At 67.7% G+C, this 21,389-nt stretch carries 27 protein-coding genes and 1 tRNA gene; 12 read left to right on the plus strand and 16 right to left on the minus strand.

Going from position 1 to position 21,389, the window contains the following annotated elements; all coding sequences use genetic code 11:
* Position 1: 1 nt before the first annotated feature.
* On the minus strand, positions 2-391 hold the full coding sequence (locus BMW26_RS10815; RefSeq protein WP_072591472.1) for a hypothetical protein: 390 nt from the start codon (positions 389-391) through the stop codon (positions 2-4).
* A 424-nt stretch (positions 392-815) separates the two neighbouring features.
* On the opposite strand from BMW26_RS10815, the gene BMW26_RS10820 reads away from it, so the two are divergent.
* On the plus strand, positions 816-1,679 hold the full coding sequence (locus BMW26_RS10820) for a DUF72 domain-containing protein (RefSeq protein WP_072591473.1): 864 nt from the start codon (positions 816-818) through the stop codon (positions 1,677-1,679).
* 30 nt (positions 1,680-1,709) lie between these two features.
* On the opposite strand, the gene BMW26_RS10825 is transcribed toward BMW26_RS10820, so the two are convergent.
* Positions 1,710-2,312, minus strand: coding sequence for a TetR/AcrR family transcriptional regulator (locus tag BMW26_RS10825; RefSeq protein WP_072591474.1), 603 nt, complete (start codon positions 2,310-2,312; stop codon positions 1,710-1,712).
* A gap of 178 nt (positions 2,313-2,490) precedes the next feature.
* Between BMW26_RS10825 and BMW26_RS10830 the strand changes: the two genes are divergently transcribed.
* From BMW26_RS10830 to BMW26_RS10845, 4 genes are all read left to right on the plus strand, one after another.
* A complete protein-coding gene (locus BMW26_RS10830; RefSeq protein ID WP_072591475.1) occupies positions 2,491-3,729 on the plus strand; it encodes an MFS transporter in 1,239 nt (412 codons plus the stop codon).
* Positions 3,726-5,315, plus strand: coding sequence for an amidohydrolase (locus BMW26_RS10835; RefSeq protein ID WP_072591476.1), 1,590 nt, complete (start codon positions 3,726-3,728; stop codon positions 5,313-5,315). Before BMW26_RS10830 ends, BMW26_RS10835 begins: the two co-directional genes overlap by 4 nt.
* 190 nt (positions 5,316-5,505) lie before the next feature.
* On the plus strand, positions 5,506-5,790 hold the full coding sequence (locus tag BMW26_RS10840) for a hypothetical protein (protein ID WP_232224452.1): 285 nt from the start codon (positions 5,506-5,508) through the stop codon (positions 5,788-5,790).
* 55 nt (positions 5,791-5,845) lie between these two features.
* Positions 5,846-6,121: a hypothetical protein gene (locus BMW26_RS10845; RefSeq protein ID WP_053096828.1), complete on the plus strand. Its 276-nt coding sequence runs from the start codon at positions 5,846-5,848 to the stop codon at positions 6,119-6,121.
* Positions 6,122-6,201: 80 nt separating this feature from the next.
* Here the strand turns inward: BMW26_RS10845 and BMW26_RS17760 are convergent, their stop codons facing one another.
* The gene (locus BMW26_RS17760) at positions 6,202-6,369 is read right to left on the minus strand and encodes a hypothetical protein (RefSeq protein ID WP_198032317.1); all 168 of its coding nucleotides are present in this window, start codon (positions 6,367-6,369) and stop codon (positions 6,202-6,204) included.
* Positions 6,370-6,981: 612 nt separating this feature from the next.
* Between BMW26_RS17760 and BMW26_RS17620 the strand changes: the two genes are divergently transcribed.
* Positions 6,982-7,128, plus strand: a complete 147-nt coding sequence (locus BMW26_RS17620) for a hypothetical protein (protein ID WP_157557428.1) — start codon at positions 6,982-6,984, stop codon at positions 7,126-7,128.
* 42 nt (positions 7,129-7,170) lie between these two features.
* Here the strand turns inward: BMW26_RS17620 and BMW26_RS10850 are convergent, their stop codons facing one another.
* The 3 genes from BMW26_RS10850 to BMW26_RS10860 form a co-directional block, all read right to left on the minus strand.
* On the minus strand, positions 7,171-7,386 hold the full coding sequence (locus BMW26_RS10850) for a hypothetical protein (RefSeq protein ID WP_198032318.1): 216 nt from the start codon (positions 7,384-7,386) through the stop codon (positions 7,171-7,173).
* Complete coding sequence (locus BMW26_RS10855; RefSeq protein ID WP_056278985.1) at positions 7,364-7,657, minus strand: hypothetical protein; 294 nt, start codon at positions 7,655-7,657, stop codon at positions 7,364-7,366. The genes BMW26_RS10850 and BMW26_RS10855 overlap by 23 nt, the downstream gene beginning before the upstream one ends.
* Positions 7,658-7,935: 278 nt before the next feature.
* Positions 7,936-8,009, minus strand: a tRNA-Pro gene (locus BMW26_RS10860).
* Between the two features lie 118 nt (positions 8,010-8,127).
* Between BMW26_RS10860 and BMW26_RS10865 the strand changes: the two genes are divergently transcribed.
* The 6 genes from BMW26_RS10865 to BMW26_RS10890 are packed head-to-tail and all read left to right on the plus strand — an operon-like array spanning position 8,128 to position 11,970.
* The gene (locus tag BMW26_RS10865) at positions 8,128-8,712 is read left to right on the plus strand and encodes a GNAT family N-acetyltransferase (RefSeq protein ID WP_072591479.1); all 585 of its coding nucleotides are present in this window, start codon (positions 8,128-8,130) and stop codon (positions 8,710-8,712) included.
* Positions 8,709-8,906, plus strand: coding sequence for a hypothetical protein (locus BMW26_RS10870; protein WP_072591480.1), 198 nt, complete (start codon positions 8,709-8,711; stop codon positions 8,904-8,906). The genes BMW26_RS10865 and BMW26_RS10870 overlap by 4 nt, the downstream gene beginning before the upstream one ends.
* Positions 8,907-8,926: 20 nt before the next feature.
* On the plus strand, positions 8,927-9,382 hold the full coding sequence (locus BMW26_RS10875) for a hypothetical protein (RefSeq protein WP_056278988.1): 456 nt from the start codon (positions 8,927-8,929) through the stop codon (positions 9,380-9,382).
* A 40-nt stretch (positions 9,383-9,422) separates the two neighbouring features.
* Complete coding sequence (locus BMW26_RS10880; protein ID WP_072591481.1) at positions 9,423-10,091, plus strand: lysoplasmalogenase family protein; 669 nt, start codon at positions 9,423-9,425, stop codon at positions 10,089-10,091.
* Positions 10,091-10,477: an RNA-binding S4 domain-containing protein gene (locus BMW26_RS10885; protein ID WP_072591482.1), complete on the plus strand. Its 387-nt coding sequence runs from the start codon at positions 10,091-10,093 to the stop codon at positions 10,475-10,477. Before BMW26_RS10880 ends, BMW26_RS10885 begins: the two co-directional genes overlap by 1 nt.
* A 38-nt stretch (positions 10,478-10,515) precedes the next feature.
* A complete protein-coding gene (locus BMW26_RS10890) occupies positions 10,516-11,970 on the plus strand; it encodes an HNH endonuclease signature motif containing protein (RefSeq protein WP_072591483.1) in 1,455 nt (484 codons plus the stop codon).
* A 201-nt stretch (positions 11,971-12,171) separates the two neighbouring features.
* Here BMW26_RS10890 and BMW26_RS10895 read toward each other — a convergent pair whose 3' ends face one another.
* The 10 genes from BMW26_RS10895 to BMW26_RS10940 all read right to left on the minus strand — a co-directional run bounded on the left by BMW26_RS10895 (position 12,172) and on the right by BMW26_RS10940 (position 21,381).
* On the minus strand, positions 12,172-13,110 hold the full coding sequence (locus BMW26_RS10895; RefSeq protein ID WP_072591484.1) for an NUDIX domain-containing protein: 939 nt from the start codon (positions 13,108-13,110) through the stop codon (positions 12,172-12,174).
* Positions 13,111-13,218: 108 nt separating this feature from the next.
* A complete protein-coding gene (gene der / locus BMW26_RS10900; RefSeq protein ID WP_053096842.1) occupies positions 13,219-14,739 on the minus strand; it encodes a ribosome biogenesis GTPase Der in 1,521 nt (506 codons plus the stop codon).
* On the minus strand, positions 14,732-15,406 hold the full coding sequence (cmk, locus tag BMW26_RS10905; protein WP_072591485.1) for a (d)CMP kinase: 675 nt from the start codon (positions 15,404-15,406) through the stop codon (positions 14,732-14,734). Before cmk ends, der begins: the two co-directional genes overlap by 8 nt.
* Entirely contained in the window at positions 15,399-16,544 is a 1,146-nt protein-coding gene (locus BMW26_RS10910) for a prephenate dehydrogenase (protein WP_083569352.1), read from the minus strand. Before BMW26_RS10910 ends, cmk begins: the two co-directional genes overlap by 8 nt.
* The gene (locus BMW26_RS10915; RefSeq protein ID WP_056278993.1) at positions 16,541-17,329 is read right to left on the minus strand and encodes a pseudouridine synthase; all 789 of its coding nucleotides are present in this window, start codon (positions 17,327-17,329) and stop codon (positions 16,541-16,543) included. Before BMW26_RS10915 ends, BMW26_RS10910 begins: the two co-directional genes overlap by 4 nt.
* A gap of 76 nt (positions 17,330-17,405) precedes the next feature.
* Positions 17,406-18,008, minus strand: a complete 603-nt coding sequence (gene scpB, locus BMW26_RS10920) for an SMC-Scp complex subunit ScpB (protein WP_072591486.1) — start codon at positions 18,006-18,008, stop codon at positions 17,406-17,408.
* Complete coding sequence (locus BMW26_RS10925) at positions 17,998-18,816, minus strand: segregation and condensation protein A (protein WP_072592317.1); 819 nt, start codon at positions 18,814-18,816, stop codon at positions 17,998-18,000. The genes scpB and BMW26_RS10925 overlap by 11 nt, the downstream gene beginning before the upstream one ends.
* Positions 18,817-18,907: 91 nt before the next feature.
* Complete coding sequence (locus tag BMW26_RS10930; RefSeq protein ID WP_053099169.1) at positions 18,908-19,741, minus strand: ParA family protein; 834 nt, start codon at positions 19,739-19,741, stop codon at positions 18,908-18,910.
* 156 nt (positions 19,742-19,897) lie between these two features.
* Complete coding sequence (gene xerD / locus BMW26_RS10935) at positions 19,898-20,800, minus strand: site-specific tyrosine recombinase XerD (protein ID WP_072591487.1); 903 nt, start codon at positions 20,798-20,800, stop codon at positions 19,898-19,900.
* Positions 20,801-20,802: 2 nt separating this feature from the next.
* The gene (locus tag BMW26_RS10940) at positions 20,803-21,381 is read right to left on the minus strand and encodes an NUDIX domain-containing protein (RefSeq protein ID WP_053099170.1); all 579 of its coding nucleotides are present in this window, start codon (positions 21,379-21,381) and stop codon (positions 20,803-20,805) included.
* Between the last annotated feature and the right edge of the window lie 8 nt (positions 21,382-21,389).

The following is a 21,389-nucleotide window of genomic DNA, read 5'->3' on the forward strand; positions in this document are numbered from 1 at the left end:
CTCACCAGAAGCGTTCGGGCTCGGGCTCGGGGACGCGGTCTCCGCCGCCCCAGCGATCGGCTTCAGCCTTCGCGGCGTCGACCGCCGCATCCGCCCCGTTCAGAGCAGCCCTGGCGCTCGTCGCCCCTGATCCGTCTCTGTCGGCGTCGACGGTGAGAGTCGTCTGCGAGGAGTGGCCGCCGATGGTCACGGTGCAGTCGACGACACGGCCGAGCCACCGGAGGAACTCACCCCGCGGCTCTTCGACGCGGCGATACCAGATGCCCGTGTCGAGGTCTCTGACCGACAGGATCAGCGACTCTCCGGTCAGCTCGTCGATGCGCTCCGTCACCTCGACGCGGTGCCCGTGGGCGATGGCGAGGTGCGCGTTCAGCACGAGCTTTCTGTCCATGAACCCACTCTATGAGTGCACGTTCTCGCGGCAAGCCCCAGTCTTGGAAGAAACATTCGTAGATTTCTTTGTCCCCCAAATGGCGGACAGAGCTATTAAGCGATATTCTGCAAGGAGTAGCGGGGGCTACCGGCTGAACATCTGGGGATATCAGTCGAGAGAGCAGCGAAAATCTTCGCCGCCTCCCCTACCGTCCGGGAAGGACGGTGAGCCCTCTCGAGTGATCCAAATGGGGTTGGACGACTCGAGAGGGCAACCAGTCCTCGCACCACGCGCGATCCTCGTCTTCACGTACAGCCGAGCGAGAGAGCACGCCGCTACCAACGTGGCCCACGGGCGTCAACCCCGCTCCCCATCTGCGGCATCGCACCTATCGTCGCCTCACGCCGCCCGAATCACGGCGGCAGCGGAGGAGGATCAGTCGATGACCGCCGCACGCGCTGCGCAGGTGAGGATAGGCGTGTCGGGCTGGCGGTACGCCAGCTGGCGGGGTGACTTCTATCCCCGGGGTCTGCCTCAACGCCGGGAGCTCGAGCACATCGGACAGCACTTCCCCACCGTCGAGCTCAACGGATCGTTCTACTCGCTGCAACGCCCGGATAGCTACCGTCGCTGGCGCAGCGAGGTGCCTGACGACTTCAGCTTCGCCATCAAGGGATCCCGCTATGTGACGCACATGCTGCGGCTCCGCGACACGGAACAGGCACTCGCCAACTTCTTCGCCTCCGGCATCCTCGCCCTCGGAACCCAACTCGGACCGATCCTCTGGCAGCTGCCGGAGCGTGAGAAGTTCGACGCCGAAGTCCTGGAACGATTCCTCGATTCACTCCCCCGCACGACGGGCGATGCTCAGAAGCTGGCGATGACGCACGACTCGCGTCTCGACGGACGAGCCTGGACGGAGCTGGAGAGCGACCAGCCGATCCGTTACGCGATCGAGCCGAGGTCGCAGACATTCGACGATCCTGAGGCACTGCGCATCCTCAGTCACCACGGCGCTTCGCTCGTCATCGCCGACACCGCCGGCAGATGGCCGCGTTTCGACGCCCTGACGAGCGAGGTCGTCTATGTCCGGCTTCATGGCGCACAGATGCTCTATCACAGCGCCTACACCGCCGCCGAGCTCGACGAATGGGCCGACCTGCTCTGCGCCTGGTCGGACGGCACGGGCGCCGGCGACGGCCGACCGCGCGACGTGTACGTCTACTTCGACAACGACGCGCGCGGGCACGCACCGCACGATGCGGCAGCGCTCCAGGCGCTCGTCGCCGCACGCACCGGATCCTGAGCAGTCACCGCCGCTCCACCGGCTCCCGGGTCATCGGGTGAGGCGAGCACGGAGCGAATCGACCAGCAACCCGACGCCGAGTTCGAAGGTCCGATCCGCGCGGGCTGTCCCGCGCTCCGCGCCCTCCATCACGCGCCCGAGCGTCCGCGTCCCCTCCCCGGGCTCCCAGACCTCGTCCGGCGATGCCAGATCGAGGCCGAACCCGATCGCGAATGCGTCAATGATCGCGATCACCGTGAGCACCTCGTCCTCGGGGAAACCGCCGTCGACGAGAGCGGTCGCCAGGTCGTCGTAGGCGGCGATGACCGCCGGATGAGTGATCGTCTTACCGATCAGCAGCGGTACGAGCTGCGGGTGATCGGCATACATCTGGCGCTGCTGTCTGAGCAGATCGACCAGGAAGTCGTCCCACTGCTTCTCCTCGGGCCTCACCCGGTAGTCCTCGACCAGACGGCCGCGCATCAGCTCGATGATGCCGTCCATGCCGTCGACGTGGTTGTACAGCGAAGAGGGCCGGACACCGAGCCTGCGCGCGATCGCGTTCACCCCGAACGGCTCTCCGGCCCTCGACAGCGCGAGGCCTGCCGCGCCGATGATGTCGGGGGACAGCAGGGGGCTCGACGGCCTGGGCATCGCATCCTCGCTCTCTGTGACGGGCGACGAAGGAATCTCTTCCCTCCGGCATCCCTCCTGTGCATAATAGTGAACACCATTCGTTGACGAACACCATTCGTTTATGAGATCCGCGCCCCACCCGATGCGCGTCGTCATCACCTCGCGCACACCGCCGTGCCCTCTCAGTGGGAGAACCATGACCGCCATCGACCTCAGCACCCGGGTTCCGCTCCGGTTGCCCACCGCCACCGCCACGTTCGCGATCGGAATCGCCGGCTACCTGGGCGTGAACCTGTCGCCCTACATGATCACCGCCGCTCAGACGGGTCTCGGCATGGACGTGCTCGCGGCCAGCTGGCTCGTCACAGCGACTCTTCTGCTCACGGCTGTCACCGGGCTGGCCATCGCCCCCCTCTGCGCCGGCAGTCATCGGCGGGCCGTAGCCAGAACCGGACTCGCCATCGCCGCGGTCGGCTTCGCCACCGCCGCTGCGGTCCCCGCTCTCATCCTTCCGGGGCTGCTCGTCGGCGGTGCGGGAGCCGGTGGGGCCGTCGCCGCCTCGGGCGCCGCTCTCGCCGCGTTCCGCAACCCCGACAGGGTCGCCGGATTCAACGGTCTCGCGAATCGCGGCGTGATCACGATCGTGCTGGCCGTGATCCCCCTCATCGGGCTCGCCCCGATCGATGTCTTCGGGGCGCTGGCGCTCTTCAGCATCGTGGGCCTGCTCGTCTCGGCCTGGTTGCCCGCGGCGCCTGTGCTCGACCCGCAGGCCGGCGCCGCCGTCGCCGAGGCGATGCCGATCGATGTGCCGCCGACCGGCACGGTGCGGCTCTCCCCCGCGCGCTCGCGGACCGTCACCATCGCCGGTTTCGGTCTTCTCGTCGTGTTCGCGCTGTGGGCGGCGAGCGAGGACTCGCTCTGGGCCATGGCAGGCGTCATGGGTGCTGAGCAGACCGGGCTGACCCCCGAAGGCCTGGGCCTCGCGCTCAGCGGCGCGACGGCGGGCGGCTTGATCGGATCGGTGCTGCTCATGGTCGTCGGATCTCGGCTCGGAAGAGCACTGCCGCTCGCGGTGCTGCTGGTGGCCGGAGGCGTCCTGAAGATCGTCGAGGGGTTCACCTCAGATCCGACCGCGTTCATCATCGTGTTCATCGCGTGGAACACCGTCTACGCGATCGCCTTCATGTACTTCGTCTCGACCTCAGCCGCCCTCGATGCCGACGGCCGCTGGTCGGGCCCCCTCCTGGCCGTCTACCTCGTCGGCTCGGCACTCACACCGGTGATCGGTGCGGCATTGGTCGGCGTGCTCGGCTTCGAGGGATTCGCCGTCGCACTGGGTATCGCCAGCTTCGTTCTCGCCGTGCCCGCAAGCGCGATCGCCCTGCTCTCGACACGCCTCGAGCGTGCCGCCGCCCATGAGGAGACGCTCCGATGACCCGCACCCTGTATCGCAACGCCCGGTTCTTCACAGCCGACGACACCGCCTGGGCCGACGCGGTCGTCGTCGACGGCGCGGAGTTCGTCTTCGTGGGGACCGACTCCGACGCCCCTTCCTCGGACTCGGTGGTCGATCTCGAGGGACGGGTCGTCCTTCCCGGCTTCATCGACGCGCACACGCACCTGCTCATGATGGGCGAGGCGCTCGGTCAGATCGGTCTCACCGATGCCGGGTCGCTCGACGAGATCCAGCGCAGAGTGACAGCGGCACGCGAGACCTCTGCCGGCGTCGTCCGCGGACGCGGATGGCTCTTCGATGCGATCCCCGGCGGCGCGCCGACGGCGGCGATGATCGACGCCGTCGTCGCTGACGTCCCCGTCTACCTCGATGCGAACGACTACCACTCGTGCTGGGTGAACTCCGCGGCGCTCGGCGAGCTCGGCATCACCCGCGACACCCCTGACCCGATCGGCGGTCGGATCGAGAGGGATGCCGACGGCGAGCCGACCGGGATGCTCTACGAGACGGCCGCGCAGCAGTTCGCGTGGGCGCACCGCGATGCCACCACCACCGACGAGCAGCGGGATGCGGCGGTGCAGCGCGTCGTCGAGGCGTACCTCGCGGCCGGTGTGACCGGCGCCGTCGACATGGCGTTCGACGCGCTCGCGCTCGAAGCGCTCGAGCGCGCGGAGCGACGTGGCGCGCTGCCGTTGCGGATCGCCGCGCACTGGTTCGTCGCCAACACGGGTGACGATGCCCAGAACCTGGCTCAGGTCGCCGAGGCGGCTGAGCGTGCCGTCGCCGACTCCGGCACCGTTCGCGTGATCGGGATCAAGCTCGTGCTCGACGGCACGATCGACGCGTGCACGGCGGCGATGCGCGCACCGTATGCGGATGGCTCCCACGCCGCGCCGATCTGGCCCGCTGATCGGCTGCTCCCTGTGGTAGCGGCCGCGGATGCCGCCGGACTGCAGGTCGCGCTGCATGCCATCGGCGACGAGGCGAGCACCCTCGCGCTGGATGCCATCGAGCACGCCATCACCGTCAATGGCGATCGCCCCCGTCGCCACCGGATCGAGCATCTCGAGTACGCGGCACCCGGCACGGCCGAGCGCATGGCACGGCTCGGCGTGACGGCCTCCATGCAGCCGGTTCACGCCGACCCCGCCATCTTCGCCAACTGGGCAGCACAGCTGGGCGACGATCGTGCGGATCGGGCCTTCGCGTGGCCCGAGTATGAGGATGCCGGTGCACTGCTCGCCTTCTCGACCGACGCCCCCACCGCACCGCACGCGGCGCTCGCGAACATGTACGTCGCCACAACGCGGGCGTCCGCTCTCGACCCGGATGTGCCGGCGGTGCATCCGCAGTTCGCTCTTCCCCTCGAACGCGCGGTCGTGCATGCGACTCGTGACGCTGCGGTCTCGATCGGCGATGGCGACTGGCGGGGCCGGATCGCGGTGGGCCAGGTCGCAGACTTCGCTGTGCTCGACGTCGATTCGTTCTCGGAGGGCAACGCGTCGCTGCTCACAGCGCGAGTCCTGCGCACCGTGATCGCCGGGAAGACCGCGCACGAAGCCTGAGGCGCGCTGTCCGCCGCATCCCTCACGGCTCACTTGAGCGATATACCGGTGAGTTCTTATAATTCTGGTGAACTCTGGCGGGCAGAGGGCGCCCGTCGACCAGGCGGTGGTGTCTTCCCGCCCGGGCGCGGAGCGCTCCCTCTGTCAGCCGATGGTGACAACGACTGATTGGAGTGTTGAGATGTCCGCGATGCCCGATCCGAGGTTCGAGCTCCGAAGGGTCACGGAGACCGAGTGGCTGATCGTCGACCACAGGTACGAGCCGCACGATGCGCGCCAGACTGTCGCCTGCATCTATCAGGTCGACGCCGTCGAGGTCGATGTGCTCTGGCTGCGCAACCTTCCCCTGGCGAGCTCGTACATGTCGGCGGAAGAGGTGCTCAGCGACCTGCAGCGGTTCCACAACCCGCCGAGCCGATCGACGTCGCCGGTCACGATCCCGCACCTTCCTCCGCTCGCGACGACGGTCAGTTGATGCGCTGCGCGGAGCGGTACGTCGAATCCCAAGGACCGCGCCATAGGCTGGCCTGATGCTCATCGCTCTGATTCGTCCCATCGAGACCAGCACTGCAGACGTCATCGGCACGACGCTGGCCGAGGTGCTCGTCGAGCTCGAACAGCACCGCAAGCCGGGCTTCTATCTGACGTCGGCGCCCGTGCGGATGCTGAAGGGCGAAGCGAAGATGGAGGCGACGGGCACGTTCACCCGTGTCGACGGCGTGCGCGAGATCGAGGCCGACGACATGGCGTCGCTCGAGGCGAAGGTGCCCGAGGGGTGGCGCATGCTGACGGTGCGCACGGCCTAGGTGCAGCGACCCGCCGACGACGAAGACCCCCACAGGACTCAGCGCCGGTGGGGGTCTTCTCTGTGTGGACGTCGTCGGGGTCAGCCGCCGGACGGGTTCTCGAGGGGCGCACCGTCTTCGTCGGTGGTCTCGTCCTCGATGATCTCGTCGGTGCTCTTCGACGACGACTCCTCGGGCGCACCGCCCGAGGCGGTGTCCGCCTCTTCGTCGCCACCGGGAGTTCCGTGCGTGTTCTGCAGATCGCTCATTGCATCTCCTCTGTCGGTTGAGGCGACGGTATGCGGTCGACCACGCACACGAGGAGGGGGTTGACGTGAGGAGGAATCGGACGGAAGGACGACGGATCGCACAGCGGAGGGACTCTCTCTCCGGATCACGAGTGATCATGTGAAGGAAGAGTCCCTCGACCGGAGCGACCCCGCCGGGGTCCCCAGACCGTGGTCGGGGCAGGCTCTCGAGCGAAGGATACGCCCGATAAGAGCCACGTCATATGGCGTGGTGGACGACGGCGTGCGGGCGTACGCTGTTCTGCACGAAACGCGACTGGGCCTCGGCATCTCGATGCCGCCGCACATGAACGGAGATCCGCCGACCGCCGTTCACAGGATCGGACTGAGGCGCATCCGCAACCACTAGATACAGCGCTGCATTGGGGTTACGTTGGCCGTGGCCACACAGACGCGGCCCCGAGCCGGTGGAGTTCCCCAGCGAAGCCGGCTAGGTGTCCCGATAGGTACCCCAGAACCGGTCGGGGCACCGTACTGCCCGCCCAGATGCCTGTGGCCGCCTCCTCGTGCGTGGAGTCTTGACGCCGCCGGATTCCGGTCCACGACGAGCGAGCCCCACAATCGGCAGCGCGAATGAGTGCAGACAAAATCGACCGGGTCCGCCATCGCCGGGAACTCGGCATCAGCATCGAGCGTCTCCTGTTCATGGCGGACGACGCCGATTCTTCCGGTCACCGCCAGTTCTACGGAATTGGCGGCAGGCCCGGAATCATCAGTTGACGGAGAGACCGCCTCCCCCGCATCGACATTCGTCACTTCTGGTCACCTGCCCATGCCCCGACTGACAGCCTCTTGCGCAGTCGCGACTCGTTCGGGCGTCATGGGCGACTCATACGGGACAACTTCCTCCAGCCGCGACGCGAGGTCCGTCAGCGCCTGCTTGACTGCCTTGTGCTCTGACGGAACTTCGTCGAAGTCGACCGTCTCCAGCCAGTCCATCAGCACGATCGCGTCCTCAGTCCAGAGTGCGATCTCCACGGTTGGGTATGTCCTCATGCGGGGAGGCTATCGCGCCAGCGCGGCGCGCGTTCGTCTCGCGCTCGTACTTGATCGCGCGACGCATGATCGGCACGAAGGCGAAGGCACACATCGCCCAGAAGCCGAGCCCCCCGACGAACGGCATTGGCTCACCGATAACGATGCCCACCACGACGGCGATCCCGCCGAATACTGCGGACATGACGACATTCACGATCGAGCCGACCTTGCCATACGGACTCATGGGCCCGTGAGGGTCAGCGATGTTCATGTGCTCAGTATGCAGGAATCGCGATGAACGCCGTGCTGTACCTCCGTGTCAGCACCGCCACTCACTCCATGGACGGCTTCGGTCTCGATGTTCAACCGAGGGCCTGCCGGGCCTAAGCCAAGGCGCAGACCCGGCAGGCCGTCGCCACCCTCCGTGATGAGGGCGTGTCTGGCACACTCGACGCCGCCCAGCGTGACGGCCTTACGCCTGCTGCCCTCGGACTGTCCCGGACATGCAGAAGGCCCGGAGACTCTTGCGAGTTTCCGGGCCTTTCTCGGTCGGGCTGACAGGATTTGAACCTGCGACCCCTTGACCCCCAGTCAAGTGCGCTACCAAGCTGCGCCACAGCCCGTTGTTCTGCACTCTCGCGCAGGCAACTCCCCTATCTTAGCCCCACTCGACGGAACTCCGCGAACCGGGTGAGCGCCGGGCGTTGCGAGGTGTCGGAGCCCCGGCGTACGGTCGCATCCATGGTGACGATCACGACCGAGGTGGCGACCAGCGCCCGATGGGATGACGTTCAGCATGCACTGACGGGCGGCGGCGACGGTGCCAGCTGCCAGTGCATCTGGCCGATGCTGAGCAACAAGGAGTGGAATGAGACCACCACGCCGCAACGCATAGAGATGTTGCACGATGAGATCCAGGCGGGCCCTCCACCTGGTCTGATCGCATACATCGACGGCGAGGCCGCGGGGTGGATCAGGATCGGTCCGCGAACCCTGCAGCAGCGGGTGCCGCGCACGCGCATGATCGCGGCGGCATCAACCGAACCCTTCGATGACGAGTCCGTATGGGCCGTGACATGTTTCGTGGTCCGTCGCGAACACCGCGGCTTGGGCATCACCCTCGAGCTGCTGCGCGCCGCCGTCGATCTCGCTCGACGCTCCGGCGCCGGACTGGTCGAGGGGTACCCCGTCGACACCCGTGGCGAGAAGAAGCGCACCAACGATCTGTTCCACGGCACGCTCGCCACGTTCCTGGCGGCGGGATTCGAAGAACGCGCGGAGATGAAGCCCGGCCGAACCCTGGTCGCACTGGATCTGTCGTCATGAACGAAGAGACGGACCTACCGGCGTCCATGGGCAAGGTCGCACGACGAGGGCTCGCGCTCCACGGGTTCACACGTCTCGACCAGTTCGACGACGCGTCCGAGGCGGCGCTGCTCGCCATCCACGGAGTCGGGCCGAAGGCCATTCGCATCCTGCGCGAGCACCTCGAGTCCCGCGGCTCGACTCTCGGGCCGTGAGCGAGCGCTAGCGTGGTGACATGAGCGACGAGAACCCGACCATCGAAGATCCCGAACTGGGCACCCTCACGCGCGCCACGACCGAGCTGTCCGACGGAACGGTACTGACCCATGACTGGTATGCAGGCGGCACGGTCGTCGCCGCCGCCCCTCTCGATCTCATGATCGAGGGCACCGATGCCGGTGAGGCTGCCGCACTGCTCCCCCATGTGCATCAGACCATAGCCGCCCTCGGCGTCCTACGACGACTGGCGACGGATGCGGTCGTCGCCGCCTTCAGCAATGCGGCCCCGGAGCAGCACGAGCTCGACGACGCGGCGACCGACCTCACCCTCGAGACGCTCGAAGCCTCGTCCGATGGCACGGTCGTGCTCCATTTCATCGACACCTGCGGCCAGCACTTCCCCGAGGGCTACTGGCCCGCCGTGCACCTCGGTGCCGACGGTCAGATCACCCAGGTGACGGTCGAATCCTGAGCGAGGCTGAGCGCGTTCGATCCCGCCCTACGATGGTGAGATGCAGCGACGCCGTCGGTCCGACCCGCTTCTCTGGGCCTTTCTGCCCTATGCGGCGGCATCGGCGGCTCACGTGGCGCTGCTGAGCGTCGGCAGCCCCGCAGCCGGGCCGACGAAGCTCCTGCTCATGCCCTTGCTCGCCGTGCCCGTGTTCGTGTCAGTGGGTCGCGCCGCGGAACGCTCGGCGCTGGCGTTGACCATCGCGGCACTCCTGTTCTCGTGGCTCGGCGACAGCGCAGGGGTGTTCTTCCCGGCGGCGCCAGAAGTGCCTCTGATGCTCCTGTTCTTCGGCATCGCGCATCTGGCATACATCGCGCTCTTCATGCGCCATCTCGCCGCGCGGCGGATGCCGTGGTGGGCGCTCGTCTACGCCGCGTGGTGGGTGGTGATGCTGGTGTTCATCGGTCCGCACGCCGGCGGGCTGCTGATCGCGGTGGCTGTCTACGGTCTCGTCCTCGCGAGCACAGCGGCCGCCGCCACTCGATGCTCTGCGCTCGTGTCGATCGGCGGCGCCTTCTTCCTCGCCAGCGACACTCTCTTGGCTCTTCGGCTCTTCCTGCCCGGTTCCCTGCCGGACTGGAGCAGCCCCGCCATCATGGCCACCTACACGCTCGGGCAGGGTCTGATCATCGCCGGCACCCTGATCGCACTGAGAAAGCGAGACATCTGATGGCGGATGCAGCACGGGTCGACAGCTGGCTCTGGGCGATCCGCGTCTACAAGACGCGCTCGGCCGCCACCACTGCATGCCGTGCGGGGCATGTGCGCATGAACGGCGACAAAGTGAAGGCTGCTCAGCACATCCGCGTCGGCGACGAACTGCGCATCCGGATCGCCGGATTCGATCGGATTCTCATCGTGCGTCAGCTGCTCGTCAAGCGCGTCGGTGCCCCTCTCGCTGCGCTGGCGTATGAGGATCGCACACCGGAGCGCGAACCGCAGGCGGCTCTCGGACTGCGTGATCGGGGGGCGGGGCGACCCACGAAACGCGAGCGTCGCGACATCGACAAGCTGCGCGGGCGAGGATACGAGGATGACGGCATATTCCAGGGTTGAGCCTGGATGCGGTCGAACATAGGTTCTAATGTGGACCTATGACCCGGCGTACCGACTTCGACCTCGATCTCGAGGAGCGCTGCCGCCTGCTCGACGAATGGGTCGCCACGCGCCGCCAGATCGCTGCGCTCGAGGCCGAGTCCTACGCGCTGCTGGTCGAGCGGATCGGCATGCACGACAGCGACGTCTCGGAGAGCCCGCACCATCGCGAGGCGATCTACCGCTCGATGGTCGCAGAGTACTCCGCGGCCGGTCACATCCCGAAAGGTTCGGTCGAGTACGCCTTCACCGATGCACGCACTCTGACGCGCACGCTCCCGGCCGTGCAGGCCGCCTTCTCTGTCGGGTCGATCGGCGAGCGTCATGTCCGTGAGATCGTGCGAGCGAGCGAGATCGTCGACGACGCCATCCGCGATGGGCGGGTGGACGCCGAGACGATGAGCGTCTACGAGGCTGCCGTTCTGGTGGTCGCTGAGAACGACACGGCACCGAGAACGAAGACCCATGCACGTCAGGTGGCGGCAGCTCTCGTCGGCGAGACCGTCGTCGAGCAGCATCGCCGAGCGGCCGCGGAACGGTGTGTCACCGTCAAGTCCGTCGGCGACGGGCTTGCTGCCCTCACGGCGATCCTGCCCGAGTGGGTCGCGGTGGCGATCTCCGATCGACTCACGCAGATGGCCCGGCACATCACTCGCACCCGCAACGAGCAGGAGCCTATCCTCGAGCCGCTGGACGAACCGGAGGGCTCGCTCTACCTCGACGACCTCTCGCCCGATGATCCCCGATACGAGTCCTACTTCGACACAGCGGTGATCGCTGCCGACGGCACGTTCGTCACCGACCCGCTTGCCGGACTGATCGACCCGATGGCCGACCCCTCGAGCCCTGACATCGAGCACCTCTCCGGCGACGCTCGCACATTCGACCAGATGCGCGCCGATGTGCTGGCTGATCTGCTCCTCACTGCCGATCCGAGCGAAGCGACAGGCACAGGGCTGGAGAACATCTCCGCCCGCATCCAGGTCACCGTCGCTGCAAGCACTCTCGCCGGGGAGGACGATCGTCCCGCTGAACTCGACGGACACGGGCCGCTCGATCCCGACGTCGCGCGGGGACTCGCAGGACATCGCACCGGGTGGGCGCGTCTGTTCCTCGACGCGCAGGGACTGGTCACGGAGACCGACTCCTACTCCCCGACAGAGCAGATGCGGCGGTTCCTCAGAGCGCGCGATCAGCACTGCAGGTTTCCCGGATGCAGGATGCCGGTGCATCGTTGCGAGATCGACCACAACCACGACCACGCCCGTGGTGGACGCACGCGCGTCGACAATCTCAGCCACTTCTGCACGACGCACCACTCGCTCAAGCATCCGGACATCCATGAGCGGCATCGGTGGACGGCGCGCCAGACCTCTGACGGGTCGCTCACGTGGACGAGTCCGCTCGGCCGCGAGTATGTCGACCCACCGCGACGAAGAGTGATGTTCGTCTGAGCGCAGCACACGTCACGCTGAGTGCGGCACCCTCACGCTGAGCGCAGCATCCTCACGCTGAGCGCAGCACGCGTCACGCTGAGCGCAACACCCCTCAGGCTGAGCGCAGCCACCGTCGGACGAGGGGGCGCACAGCCAAGACGAAGCGGAGCGCGCGCTGAGACGAAAGCGGAGCACGCACTGAGACGAAAGCGGCCCCGACTATTGCGGGAGCACGCTCAACAGCCAGCCCGCCGAGCGCACTTGCGCCGCGCCCGCTACGTCGACGCGGTTCTGCAGCTCGCGGTCGCTCGAGATGACCACGACATGCTGCCCGGCACGCGTTCGACGTTCCACCTCGGCCACAATCGCTTCGTCTCCGGCCCCCTCGGCGCGGACGATCGAGACGCCACCTGCGGGAAGCAGCTCGGGCACCTCCGCATCGGCGTCCGACGACGGAGTCACGATCCCGCGCGCCTGTCCCTCGACGACGAGAGCGATCTCCGGGAACCAGGTCGCTCCCCCGACCCCGAGGTCGGCCGCGGGCACAGCGAGTCCGTCGAGGCGCGAGGCAAGACGAGCCGTCGCACCGGCACGATCTCTCCACCATCCGTTCGGCACAGAGCCGACCACGTTGGCGGCGTCGACGACGAGCGACAGGCGCACATCGAGCAGGGTGCGCAGAGCAGGCCAGGCGCTACCGAAACCGGGGTGCAACGGCCGTGCGTCCACCTCATCGACGGGCACCCACTCGAGAGCCACGCTCTCGGGGTCACTGATCACGGGGTCGAACGGACGCACCACATCGGCGATGACGGTCGTGTACGACCACACGTCCAGATCGAGCACGCTGGTGAACCGGGGTCGCACGGCCGCATCCGGAACCCCGGCCTCTTCCTGCGCCTCGCGCACTGCGCCCACGATCGCGCTCTCGCCCTCGTGCATGGCGCCGCCAGGCAACCCCCATGTCCCACCGAAGTGCGACCAGGACACCCGGTGCTGAAGAAGGATCCCGCGTTCCGGATCGACGGCGAGCAGTCCAGCCGCGCCGAAGCGCCCCCAGTACTTCTCCCCCGAGGGGGCGATCACCCAGGCGTCGCCCGGGTTTCGCGGCCCATCTGGGCGGCGGGGTTCACCTGCGGCGGGAGGTACGACAGTCACCCCTTCAGCCTGTCACAGCATCCGGCTGTCGGCATCCGCCGGGGTCATACGCGGGAACAGCTGTGCCCGCGCGGATTCGCGCGGGCACAGCTGTCGAATCGGGTGCGATCAGCGCTGGCGCTTCTCGCGGACCCTCATGTTGATGACGATCGGAGTTCCGTCGAATTCGTAGAGCTCGCGCAGACGACGCTGAATGAAGCGGCGGTAGCCCGGGTCGAGGAATCCCGTCGTGAACAGCACGAACGTCGGCGGACGCGTCGATGCCTGCGTGCCGAACAGGATGCGCGGCTGCTTTCCGCCACGCAGCGGGTGCGGGTGCTCGGCGACGAGCTCTGCGAGGAAGGCGTTGAACTTGCCCGTCGGGATGCGACGGTCCCAGTTCTCCAGCGCCGTCTCGAGCGCCGGCACGAGCTTGTCGAGGTGACGACCGGTCTTGGCCGAGATGTTCACGCGGGGTGCCCAGGCGACGTGCGCCAGGTCCTGCTCGATCTCACGCTCGAGGTACCGACGTCGATCGGCGTTCTCGAGGTCGTCGTCGTTCAGACGATCCCACTTGTTGAATGCCAGCACGAGAGAGCGGCCCGACTCGAGCACGAGATCGATGATGCGGACGTCCTGCTCGCTGATCGTCTCGGACACATCGAGGACGACGACCGCGACCTCCGCCTTCTCGAGAGCAGCGGACGTGCGCAGCGACGCGTAGAAGTCAGCACCCTGCGCCATGTGCACCCGGCGGCGGATGCCGGCGGTGTCGACGAGGCGCCAGAGCTTGCCACCGAGCTCGACGATCTCATCGACCGGGTCACGGGTGGTTCCCGCGAGGTCGTTCACGACCACGCGCTCTTCGCCGGCCGCCTTGTTGAGCAGCGAGGACTTGCCGACGTTCGGTCGACCGAGGATCGCGACGCGCCGCGGCCCGCCGATCTCGGCCTTCGCGACCGCGGAGACATCCGGCAGCTTCTTCAGCAGCTGGTCGAGCAGATCGGCGACGCCACGACCGTGGATCGCCGACACCGGGTAGGGCTCGCCGAGGCCGAGGTTCCAGAGAGCCGCAGCCTCAGGTTCCTGACGAGCGTCGTCGATCTTGTTGGCGACGAGGAAGACCGGCTTGCCGCTCTTGCGCAGCAGCTTCACGACGTGCTCATCGGTCGACGTGGCGCCGACCATGGCGTCGACGACGAACAGCACGATGTCGGCGAGGTCGATCGCGACCTCCGCCTGCGCGGCGACCGAGCGGTCGATGCCGCGGGCGTCGGGCTCCCAGCCGCCCGTGTCGACGAGCGAGAAGCGACGGTCGGCCCACTCGGCCTTGTACGTCACGCGGTCGCGGGTCACGCCGGGGGTGTCCTCGACGACCGCCTCACGACGACCGAGGATGCGGTTAACGAGAGCCGACTTGCCGACGTTCGGTCGACCGACGATCGCGACGACCGGCAGGGCCGGGAAGAACTGGATCCCGTCCTCGCCCATCGTGATGCCGGCGAGAAGGGCGGCATCTTCATCGTCCAGGTCGTAGTCGGCGAGGCCGGCGCGCAGGGTCTCGGCGCGCGCCTCCGCGAGCTGCTCGTCGAGCGACTCCATCTTCTCGGCGAGCTGGTCGGGGCCGCCTTCGTATTCGTCGTCAGCCATGGTGTACTCCTCGGATTCGTTCGATCACCGCGAGGACGGCGTCGATGGTCTGTGTGAAATCGAGCTCCGTCGAATCGACGACCTCGACGCCGTCTGCGGCGTTCAGGAAGTCGACGACGGCGCTGTCTGATGCGTCGCGCTTGTGCAGTGCGGCCGCGACGGCCTCGGCGTTCTCGCCGGCGAGCTCGCCGGCACGTCGTGCGGCGCGCACCTCGGGCGCAGCCGTGAGGAGGATGCGCACCGGGGCGTCGGGAGCCACCACGGTGGTGATGTCCCGCCCCTCGACGACGACCGCCGGGTACGGCGCCTCGGCGACGAGGGTGCGGAAGAGACGATTGACCCGGTCCCGCACCTCGGGCACACGGGCGACGCCGCTCACCGCGCTCGAGACCGATGGTTCGCGGATCGCGTCCGTGACGTCGACCTCTCCGACGAGCACGGTGCGATCGTCGGGGTCGAGGCCGAGGCGCACAGGGAAGTGGGAGACGGCGTCGAGCACCGCCGCGGCATCCGCCGTGTCGGCGCCTCGATCCAGCACATGCCAGGCGAGAGCGCGGTACGCGGAGCCGGTGTCGAGGTAGCCGAAGCCCAGAGCCCGAGCGACCGCCTTGGACACGCTGGACTTGCCGGAGCCGGCGGGCCCGTCGATCGCGATGAAATCAGTCATTGGTGGTACCTGCAATCCGCCAGCCGCGTTCCTGAAGTCCGGTGATCGCCCCGTGCAGCGCAGCAGGGTCGACGCTGATCTCGGCCAGGCCGAACTGCGCGCCCGGCGAGTGCTCGAGACGGAGGTCCTCGACGTTGACGCCGAGCTCTCCGAGTTCGCCGAACAGTCGACCGAGCTGGCCGGCGGTGTCGTCGACCATCACGACCAGGGACTCGAATCGCTGGTTCTGCCCGTGCTTTCCGGGAAGACGTTCGACGCCGTCGTTGCCCTGCCGGATCGTCTCGGCGACCACACGCCGAGCACCGGGGGCCTCGGGCGCTCGCAGAGCGTCCGACACTTCGCGGAGATCGGATGCCAGAGCGTCGAGGATCTCGACCACGGGCCCGGCGTTCGCTCCGAGGATCTGCACCCAGAGTTCGGGTGCGGATGCCGCGATACGCGTCGTGTCGCGGACGCCCTGGCCGGAGAGGCGCAGCGCACCCTCGTCGGCGGTGGCGAGACGGCCGGCGAGCAGGCTCGCGACGACCTGAGGAACGTGGGAGGTGAGAGCGACCGAGCGGTCGTGCTCCTCGGGAGTCATCTCGAGCGGCATCGCTCCGACATCGAGGGCGAGCGCTTCGACGAGCGCGAGATCGGTGGCGGTCGTGTCGGCATCCCGGCACACCACCCAGGGGCGGCCCACGAAGAGGTCGGCGCGCGCAGAGATCGCTCCGCCGCGCTCGCGTCCGGCGAGGGGGTGCGAGCCGATGTAGCGGGTGAGGTCGACGCCACGGTGCTGCAGGCTGTGCAGGGGCTCGAGCTTGACGCTCGCCACGTCGGTGACGACAGCATGAGGGAAACGACTCAGCTCCGACTCGATGACATCCGCGGTGACGTCCGGCGGCACGGCGACCACGACCAGCACCGGCGAATCGTCCTCGGCGGCCGAGCGGCCCGCCCCGTAGTCGATCGCGAGACGCAGCTGGGCGGGCGAGGTGTCGGCGAGCACCACGTCGACACCCTTCGCACGAAGGGCATGTCCGATGCTCGCGCCGAGCAGCCCGGCGCCGACGACGCGAACGGTTCCCGAGAGTCTGGCCGCGATTCGTGGCGCGACAGAACTCCGAGCCCCCGTGGGCGCACTCGTCGTATCGGTCACTCGTTCTCCTGTTGCTCGCCTGGCGCCTCGGCGACACCGGAATCACGGCGCGACAGAGTCAAGAGTGCGCCGAGTTCGATTTTAGTCAGTTCGCGCGTCTTCCCAACCGGGAGGGTTCCCAGGTGCAGCGGGCCGAACTGGCGGCGCACGAGTTCGGTCACCGGGTGGCCGACCGCTGCCAGCATCCGTCGGACGATGCGATTGCGCCCGGAGTGCAGTGTCAGCTCGACGAGACTCGACCCGCGAGAGGTGTCGAGCAGCCTCGCCTTGTCTGCCGCGATCGGACCGTCGTCGAGCTCGATGCCCCGGGTGAGCTTCGAGATCGTCTGCGCGGTCACTTCGCCTTCGACCTTGGCGATGTAGACCTTGGTCACGCCGAACGACGGGTGAGCGAGCACGTGAGCGAGGTCTCCGTCGTTGGTCAGCACGAGCAGCCCGCTGGTCTCCGCGTCGAGCCGCCCGACGTTGTAGAGCCGCTCCTCGTAGTCCTCGGTGAACCTGCGCAGATCGGGGCGATCGTTCTCGTCCCGCATGCTGCTGACGACCCCGGTGGGCTTGTTCAGCATCACATAGCGCTTCGACACGTCGAGCTGAACAGCGGTGCCGTCCACATCGATGAGATCGGTCTCCGGGTCGACGCGACGGCCGAGCTCGGTGACGGTCACGCCGTTGACACGGATGCGCCCTTCGACGATGTACTGCTCGATCACGCGTCGCGAGGCCACGCCTGCCGCCGACAGCACCTTCTGCAGGCGGATGCCCTCTGGTGTCTCGAAGCCGCTCATCGGATGGTCCCTTCGTTGAAACTGATTCTGCGCGTCGTGCCGTCGCGGCCGGTCGATGCCGTCAGGACGACCGAGATCATCGGATGGTCCCTTCGTCGAAGCCGTCCGCGCCGTCGTCGAGCAGAGGAGAGATGGGGGGCAGCTCGTCGAGCGAGTTGATGCCCAGGTGCTGCAGCAGCGCGTCGGTCGTGCCGTAGTTGATGGCGCCGGTCTCGGAGTCCGCGAACAGCTCGGTGATGAGACCTCGCGCGAGGAGCGTCCGCACGACGGAGTCGACGTTCACCGCGCGGATAGATGCCACCTGGCTGCGCGTGACGGGCTGCTTGTAGGCGATCACCGCGAGCGTCTCGAGCGCCGCCTGCGAGAGTCGCGCCGGCGCTTGTCCCCCGACGAACTCCGCGACGACGTCGTCGTGATCCTCCCGGACGTACAGGCGCCACCCCCCGCCGACCTCACGCAGCTCGAAACCCCGTCGCGGTCCGTGACCCTTGCCGTCGTAATCGTCGACCAGCGTCTCGATCGTCTGTCGGACGGCCGCGACCGGTGATCCGACGGCAGCGGCGAGAGCGACGAGTCCGATCGGCTCGTCGATGATCAGCAGGATCGCCTCGATACGCTCGGAGAGAGGCGTGTCACGCACGGCCGGCTCGGTCACTGCGTCAACGGTGTCATCGGTCATAGTCGGCTCCCAGGGATGCCAGTGTCTCGTCCGACCAGGAGTCGGCAGCCCAGCGCAGCGTGAGCTCGCCGAGCGGTTCCAGTTGTTCGAAGGAGAGTGCGGCGTGCCGGTAGAGCTCCAGCACGGAGATGAACCGCGCGACCACGATCCCGGGCTCGCTCACACCCGCGACCAGCTCGCGGAAGCTCACGGACTCCGCCGCGCGCAGCAGAGTGACCACGATCGCGGCCTGTTCGCGGATGCTGACGAGCGGAGCGTGCAGGTGATCGAGGCCGACATGCGGGATCTCCTTCGGCGCGAACGCGAGAAGCGCGAGCGCGGCGAAGTCATCCGCGCTGAGCGACCACACGAGCTCGGGGGTCTTTCGCCTGTGCTTCTCATCCAGCCGGACAGCACGCACGTGCCGACGGTCCTCGCGCTGCAGGCATCGGGCGAACCACGCCGAGACCTCTTTGAAGGCGCGGTACTGCAGGAGTCGCGCGAAGAGGAGGTCACGTGCTTCGAGGAGAGCGACGGCTTCGGCATCCACCAGCTCGCCCTGAGGCAGCAGTCCCGCCACCTTCATGTCGAGCAGCGTCGCTGCGACCACCAGGAACTCGGACGCCTGATCGAGCTCCTCGTCGTCGTCGAGCTCCTTGAGGTAAGCGATGAACTCGTTGGTGACGGCGCTCAGCGACACCTCGGTGATGTCCATCTCGTGCTTCGAGATGAGGTTCAGCAGAAGGTCGAACGGGCCGTCGAAGTTCGACAGGGAGACGCGGAACCCGGGATCCGCCGGCGGTGCGGTGTCAGCGATGTCTGAGCCGATGTCCGCGACGGACTGAACGGGCGAGACGGACTGAACGGGCGAGACGGACTGAGGCGAGACGGACTGAGCCGGGGTGTCTGGCGGCTCGAGCTCAGGCGACAGCGCCACGGGCGACCAGCTCCCGCGCCAGTCGCAGGTACGCCTGCGCGGCAGCGTGCTCCGGAGCGAACTCGGTGATCGGCACACCGGACACCGATGCATCGGGGAACTTGACGGTTCGACCGATCACGGTCTCCAGGACGTCGTCCCCGAACGCCTCGACCACACGCTCGAGAACCTCACGCGAGTGCAGGGTGCGCGGGTCGTACATGGTGGCGAGGAGGCCGTCCATGGTGATCGACGGGTTCAGCCGGTCGCGCACCTTGTCGATCGTCTCGATCAGCAGCGCCACACCGCGAAGCGCGAAGAACTCGCACTCGAGCGGGATGATGACGCCGTGAGCGGCGGTCAGCGCGTTGACCGTCAGCAGACCGAGCGAGGGCTGGCAGTCGATGAGGATGACGTCGTACTCCCCCGCGACCTGGCGGAGGACACGGGCGAGGATCGTCTCGCGGGCGACCTCGTTCACGAGGTGCACCTCAGCGGCCGACAGGTCGATGTTCGCCGGCATGACGTCGAGGCCTTCGACACCCGAGTGCACGATCGCATCATGTGCGTCGCGCTTGGTGTCGAGCAGCAGATCGTAGATCGTCGGCACATCGTGCGTCTGAATCCCGAGACCAGCCGACAGTGCGCCCTGCGGGTCGAAGTCGACCGCGAGGACCTTCCGGCCATATTCGGCGAGAGCCGCAGCGAGGTTGATCGAGGTCGTCGTCTTGCCGACGCCGCCCTTCTGATTGCAGAGGGCGATGATGCGGGCGGGACCATGCGAGGCGAGAGGAGCAGGGGTCGCGAAGCCGTGATAGGGACGCCCGGTGGGTCCCATGGGGGTGTCGTCGGTCTTCGACGTCTTCGCCCTGGACTTCGCCGCGTTCTCAGCCACCGATTCTCCTGCTCGTTTCGTGCTTGATCGAGTCTACCGATCGCCCGGAGGGTTCCACGCCTCGGCCGCGGCGATCCCGCGTTTTGGCCGCAGCTCGGCTCACCGGGCGCGAGGGTGCGACGTCGCGTAGATGTCGCGCAGCGTGTCGACAGACACGTGCGTGTAGATCTGGGTCGTCGCGACCGAGGCGTGTCCGAGCAGCTCCTGCACGACGCGCACGTCTGCGCCGCCCTGCAGCAGGTGCGTGGCGAACGAGTGCCGCAGCGTGTGCGGTGAGACCTCGGCGGTGATGTGCGCGTTCTCCGCGGCCGCGCGGATGACCAGCCAGGCGCTCTGGCGTGACAGGGGCGCACCGCGCGCGCCGAGGAACAGCCGCGCCGACGCCCGACCCTTCACTGCGAGCCCGGGACGGACCCGGGTGAGGTACGCGTCCACCGCTGCGCGGGCGAACGAGCCGATCGGCACGATACGTTCCTTCGACCCCTTGCCACGGAGGCGCAGGACATCGCCATGAGCGAGGTCGTCGACGTCGAGCCCGACGGCCTCCGACACACGAGCGCCGGTCGCGTAGAGCAGCTCGAGCAGGGCCCGGTCACGGATGCCCAGCGGATCCTCCGCGCTGGGGGCGCCGAGGAGGCTCTCGACCTGGTCGATCGTCAGCGCCTTCGGCAGACGCCGCGGGGCCTTGGGCGGACGGAGACGCCCGCTCGGGTCATCCGGTTCGATCCCTTCACGCGCCAGGAACCGGTGCCATCCGCGCACCGACGACTGCAGGCGGGCGAGGCTCGTCGCCGCAGGAGCCGGATCGGCCCCGGAGCGATCGGCGATGAAGCGTCCGACGACCGCCGGGCTGATCTCAGCGGTGTCCGTCACCCCCTCGGACACGAGCCACTCCAGATACATGTCCAGGTCGCGTCGATACGCGGAGATAGTGTGCTCGCTGAGACCGCGCTCGATCGTGACGTGGCGCAGATACGTGTCCAACGCTCGGTCGAGCTGCATGCTCAGCTCCGGTCGCGCAGCCTCTGCGCGGCCGCGAGGACGCCGATGCTGAGGATGCCGTTGCGCATCCGCCCATCGAGCACCGCGGCGACCGCGGCATCGAGCGGCACCCACTCCACACGGATGTCAGCCTCTTCGTCCACGCGCGCGTGCGCTTCGTTCGCCGTCGACACACCACTCGCGAGGAAGACGTGGATGACCTCGTCGTTGCCACCCGGGGTCGTCCACGACGATACGAGCGGCTCCCAGTGCGCGGCGACGAGATCGGCCTCCTCCGCCAGCTCGCGCTGAGCTGCCGCGAGGGGCTCCTCCCCCGGCATGTCGAGCAGACCTGCCGGCAGCTCCCAGTCGCGGTGACGGATCGGGTGCCGGTACTGCTGGATCAGCAGTACGCGACCCTGGTCATCGAGCGCGAGGATCGCTACGGCGCCGGTGTGCGCGACATACTGACGGCGGATCTCCCCGTCGCCGTAACGCACACGGTCGTCGCGCACATTCCATACGGCACCCTCGTAGACGAGGTCGCTCTGCAGAACCTCCGGCTGGAAGGGCTCGTCTCTCAGCTCATCGAACTCAGACATGGGCTTCG

It is taken from the genome of Microbacterium sp. 1.5R (genome assembly GCF_001889265.1).
Lineage (GTDB): Bacteria > Actinomycetota > Actinomycetes > Actinomycetales > Microbacteriaceae > Microbacterium.

Coding starts and splice junctions, on each gene's coding strand:
- BMW26_RS10815 (WP_072591472.1), bottom strand. CDS start 391: ATGGACAGAAAGCTCGTGCTGAACGCGCACCTCGCCATCGCCCACGGG.
- BMW26_RS10820 (WP_072591473.1), top strand. CDS start 816: ATGACCGCCGCACGCGCTGCGCAGGTGAGGATAGGCGTGTCGGGCTGG.
- BMW26_RS10825 (WP_072591474.1), bottom strand. CDS start 2,312: ATGCCCAGGCCGTCGAGCCCCCTGCTGTCCCCCGACATCATCGGCGCG.
- BMW26_RS10830 (WP_072591475.1), top strand. CDS start 2,491: ATGACCGCCATCGACCTCAGCACCCGGGTTCCGCTCCGGTTGCCCACC.
- BMW26_RS10835 (WP_072591476.1), top strand. CDS start 3,726: ATGACCCGCACCCTGTATCGCAACGCCCGGTTCTTCACAGCCGACGAC.
- BMW26_RS10840 (WP_232224452.1), top strand. CDS start 5,506: ATGCCCGATCCGAGGTTCGAGCTCCGAAGGGTCACGGAGACCGAGTGG.
- BMW26_RS10845 (WP_053096828.1), top strand. CDS start 5,846: ATGCTCATCGCTCTGATTCGTCCCATCGAGACCAGCACTGCAGACGTC.
- BMW26_RS17760 (WP_198032317.1), bottom strand. CDS start 6,369: ATGAGCGATCTGCAGAACACGCACGGAACTCCCGGTGGCGACGAAGAG.
- BMW26_RS17620 (WP_157557428.1), top strand. CDS start 6,982: ATGAGTGCAGACAAAATCGACCGGGTCCGCCATCGCCGGGAACTCGGC.
- BMW26_RS10855 (WP_056278985.1), bottom strand. CDS start 7,657: ATGAACATCGCTGACCCTCACGGGCCCATGAGTCCGTATGGCAAGGTC.
- BMW26_RS10865 (WP_072591479.1), top strand. CDS start 8,128: ATGGTGACGATCACGACCGAGGTGGCGACCAGCGCCCGATGGGATGAC.
- BMW26_RS10870 (WP_072591480.1), top strand. CDS start 8,709: ATGAACGAAGAGACGGACCTACCGGCGTCCATGGGCAAGGTCGCACGA.
- BMW26_RS10875 (WP_056278988.1), top strand. CDS start 8,927: ATGAGCGACGAGAACCCGACCATCGAAGATCCCGAACTGGGCACCCTC.
- BMW26_RS10880 (WP_072591481.1), top strand. CDS start 9,423: ATGCAGCGACGCCGTCGGTCCGACCCGCTTCTCTGGGCCTTTCTGCCC.
- BMW26_RS10885 (WP_072591482.1), top strand. CDS start 10,091: ATGGCGGATGCAGCACGGGTCGACAGCTGGCTCTGGGCGATCCGCGTC.
- BMW26_RS10890 (WP_072591483.1), top strand. CDS start 10,516: ATGACCCGGCGTACCGACTTCGACCTCGATCTCGAGGAGCGCTGCCGC.
- der (WP_053096842.1), bottom strand. CDS start 14,739: ATGGCTGACGACGAATACGAAGGCGGCCCCGACCAGCTCGCCGAGAAG.
- cmk (WP_072591485.1), bottom strand. CDS start 15,406: ATGACTGATTTCATCGCGATCGACGGGCCCGCCGGCTCCGGCAAGTCC.
- BMW26_RS10915 (WP_056278993.1), bottom strand. CDS start 17,329: ATGAGCGGCTTCGAGACACCAGAGGGCATCCGCCTGCAGAAGGTGCTG.
- scpB (WP_072591486.1), bottom strand. CDS start 18,008: ATGACCGATGACACCGTTGACGCAGTGACCGAGCCGGCCGTGCGTGAC.
- BMW26_RS10930 (WP_053099169.1), bottom strand. CDS start 19,741: ATGGGACCCACCGGGCGTCCCTATCACGGCTTCGCGACCCCTGCTCCT.
- xerD (WP_072591487.1), bottom strand. CDS start 20,800: ATGCAGCTCGACCGAGCGTTGGACACGTATCTGCGCCACGTCACGATC.
- BMW26_RS10940 (WP_053099170.1), bottom strand. CDS start 21,381: ATGTCTGAGTTCGATGAGCTGAGAGACGAGCCCTTCCAGCCGGAGGTT.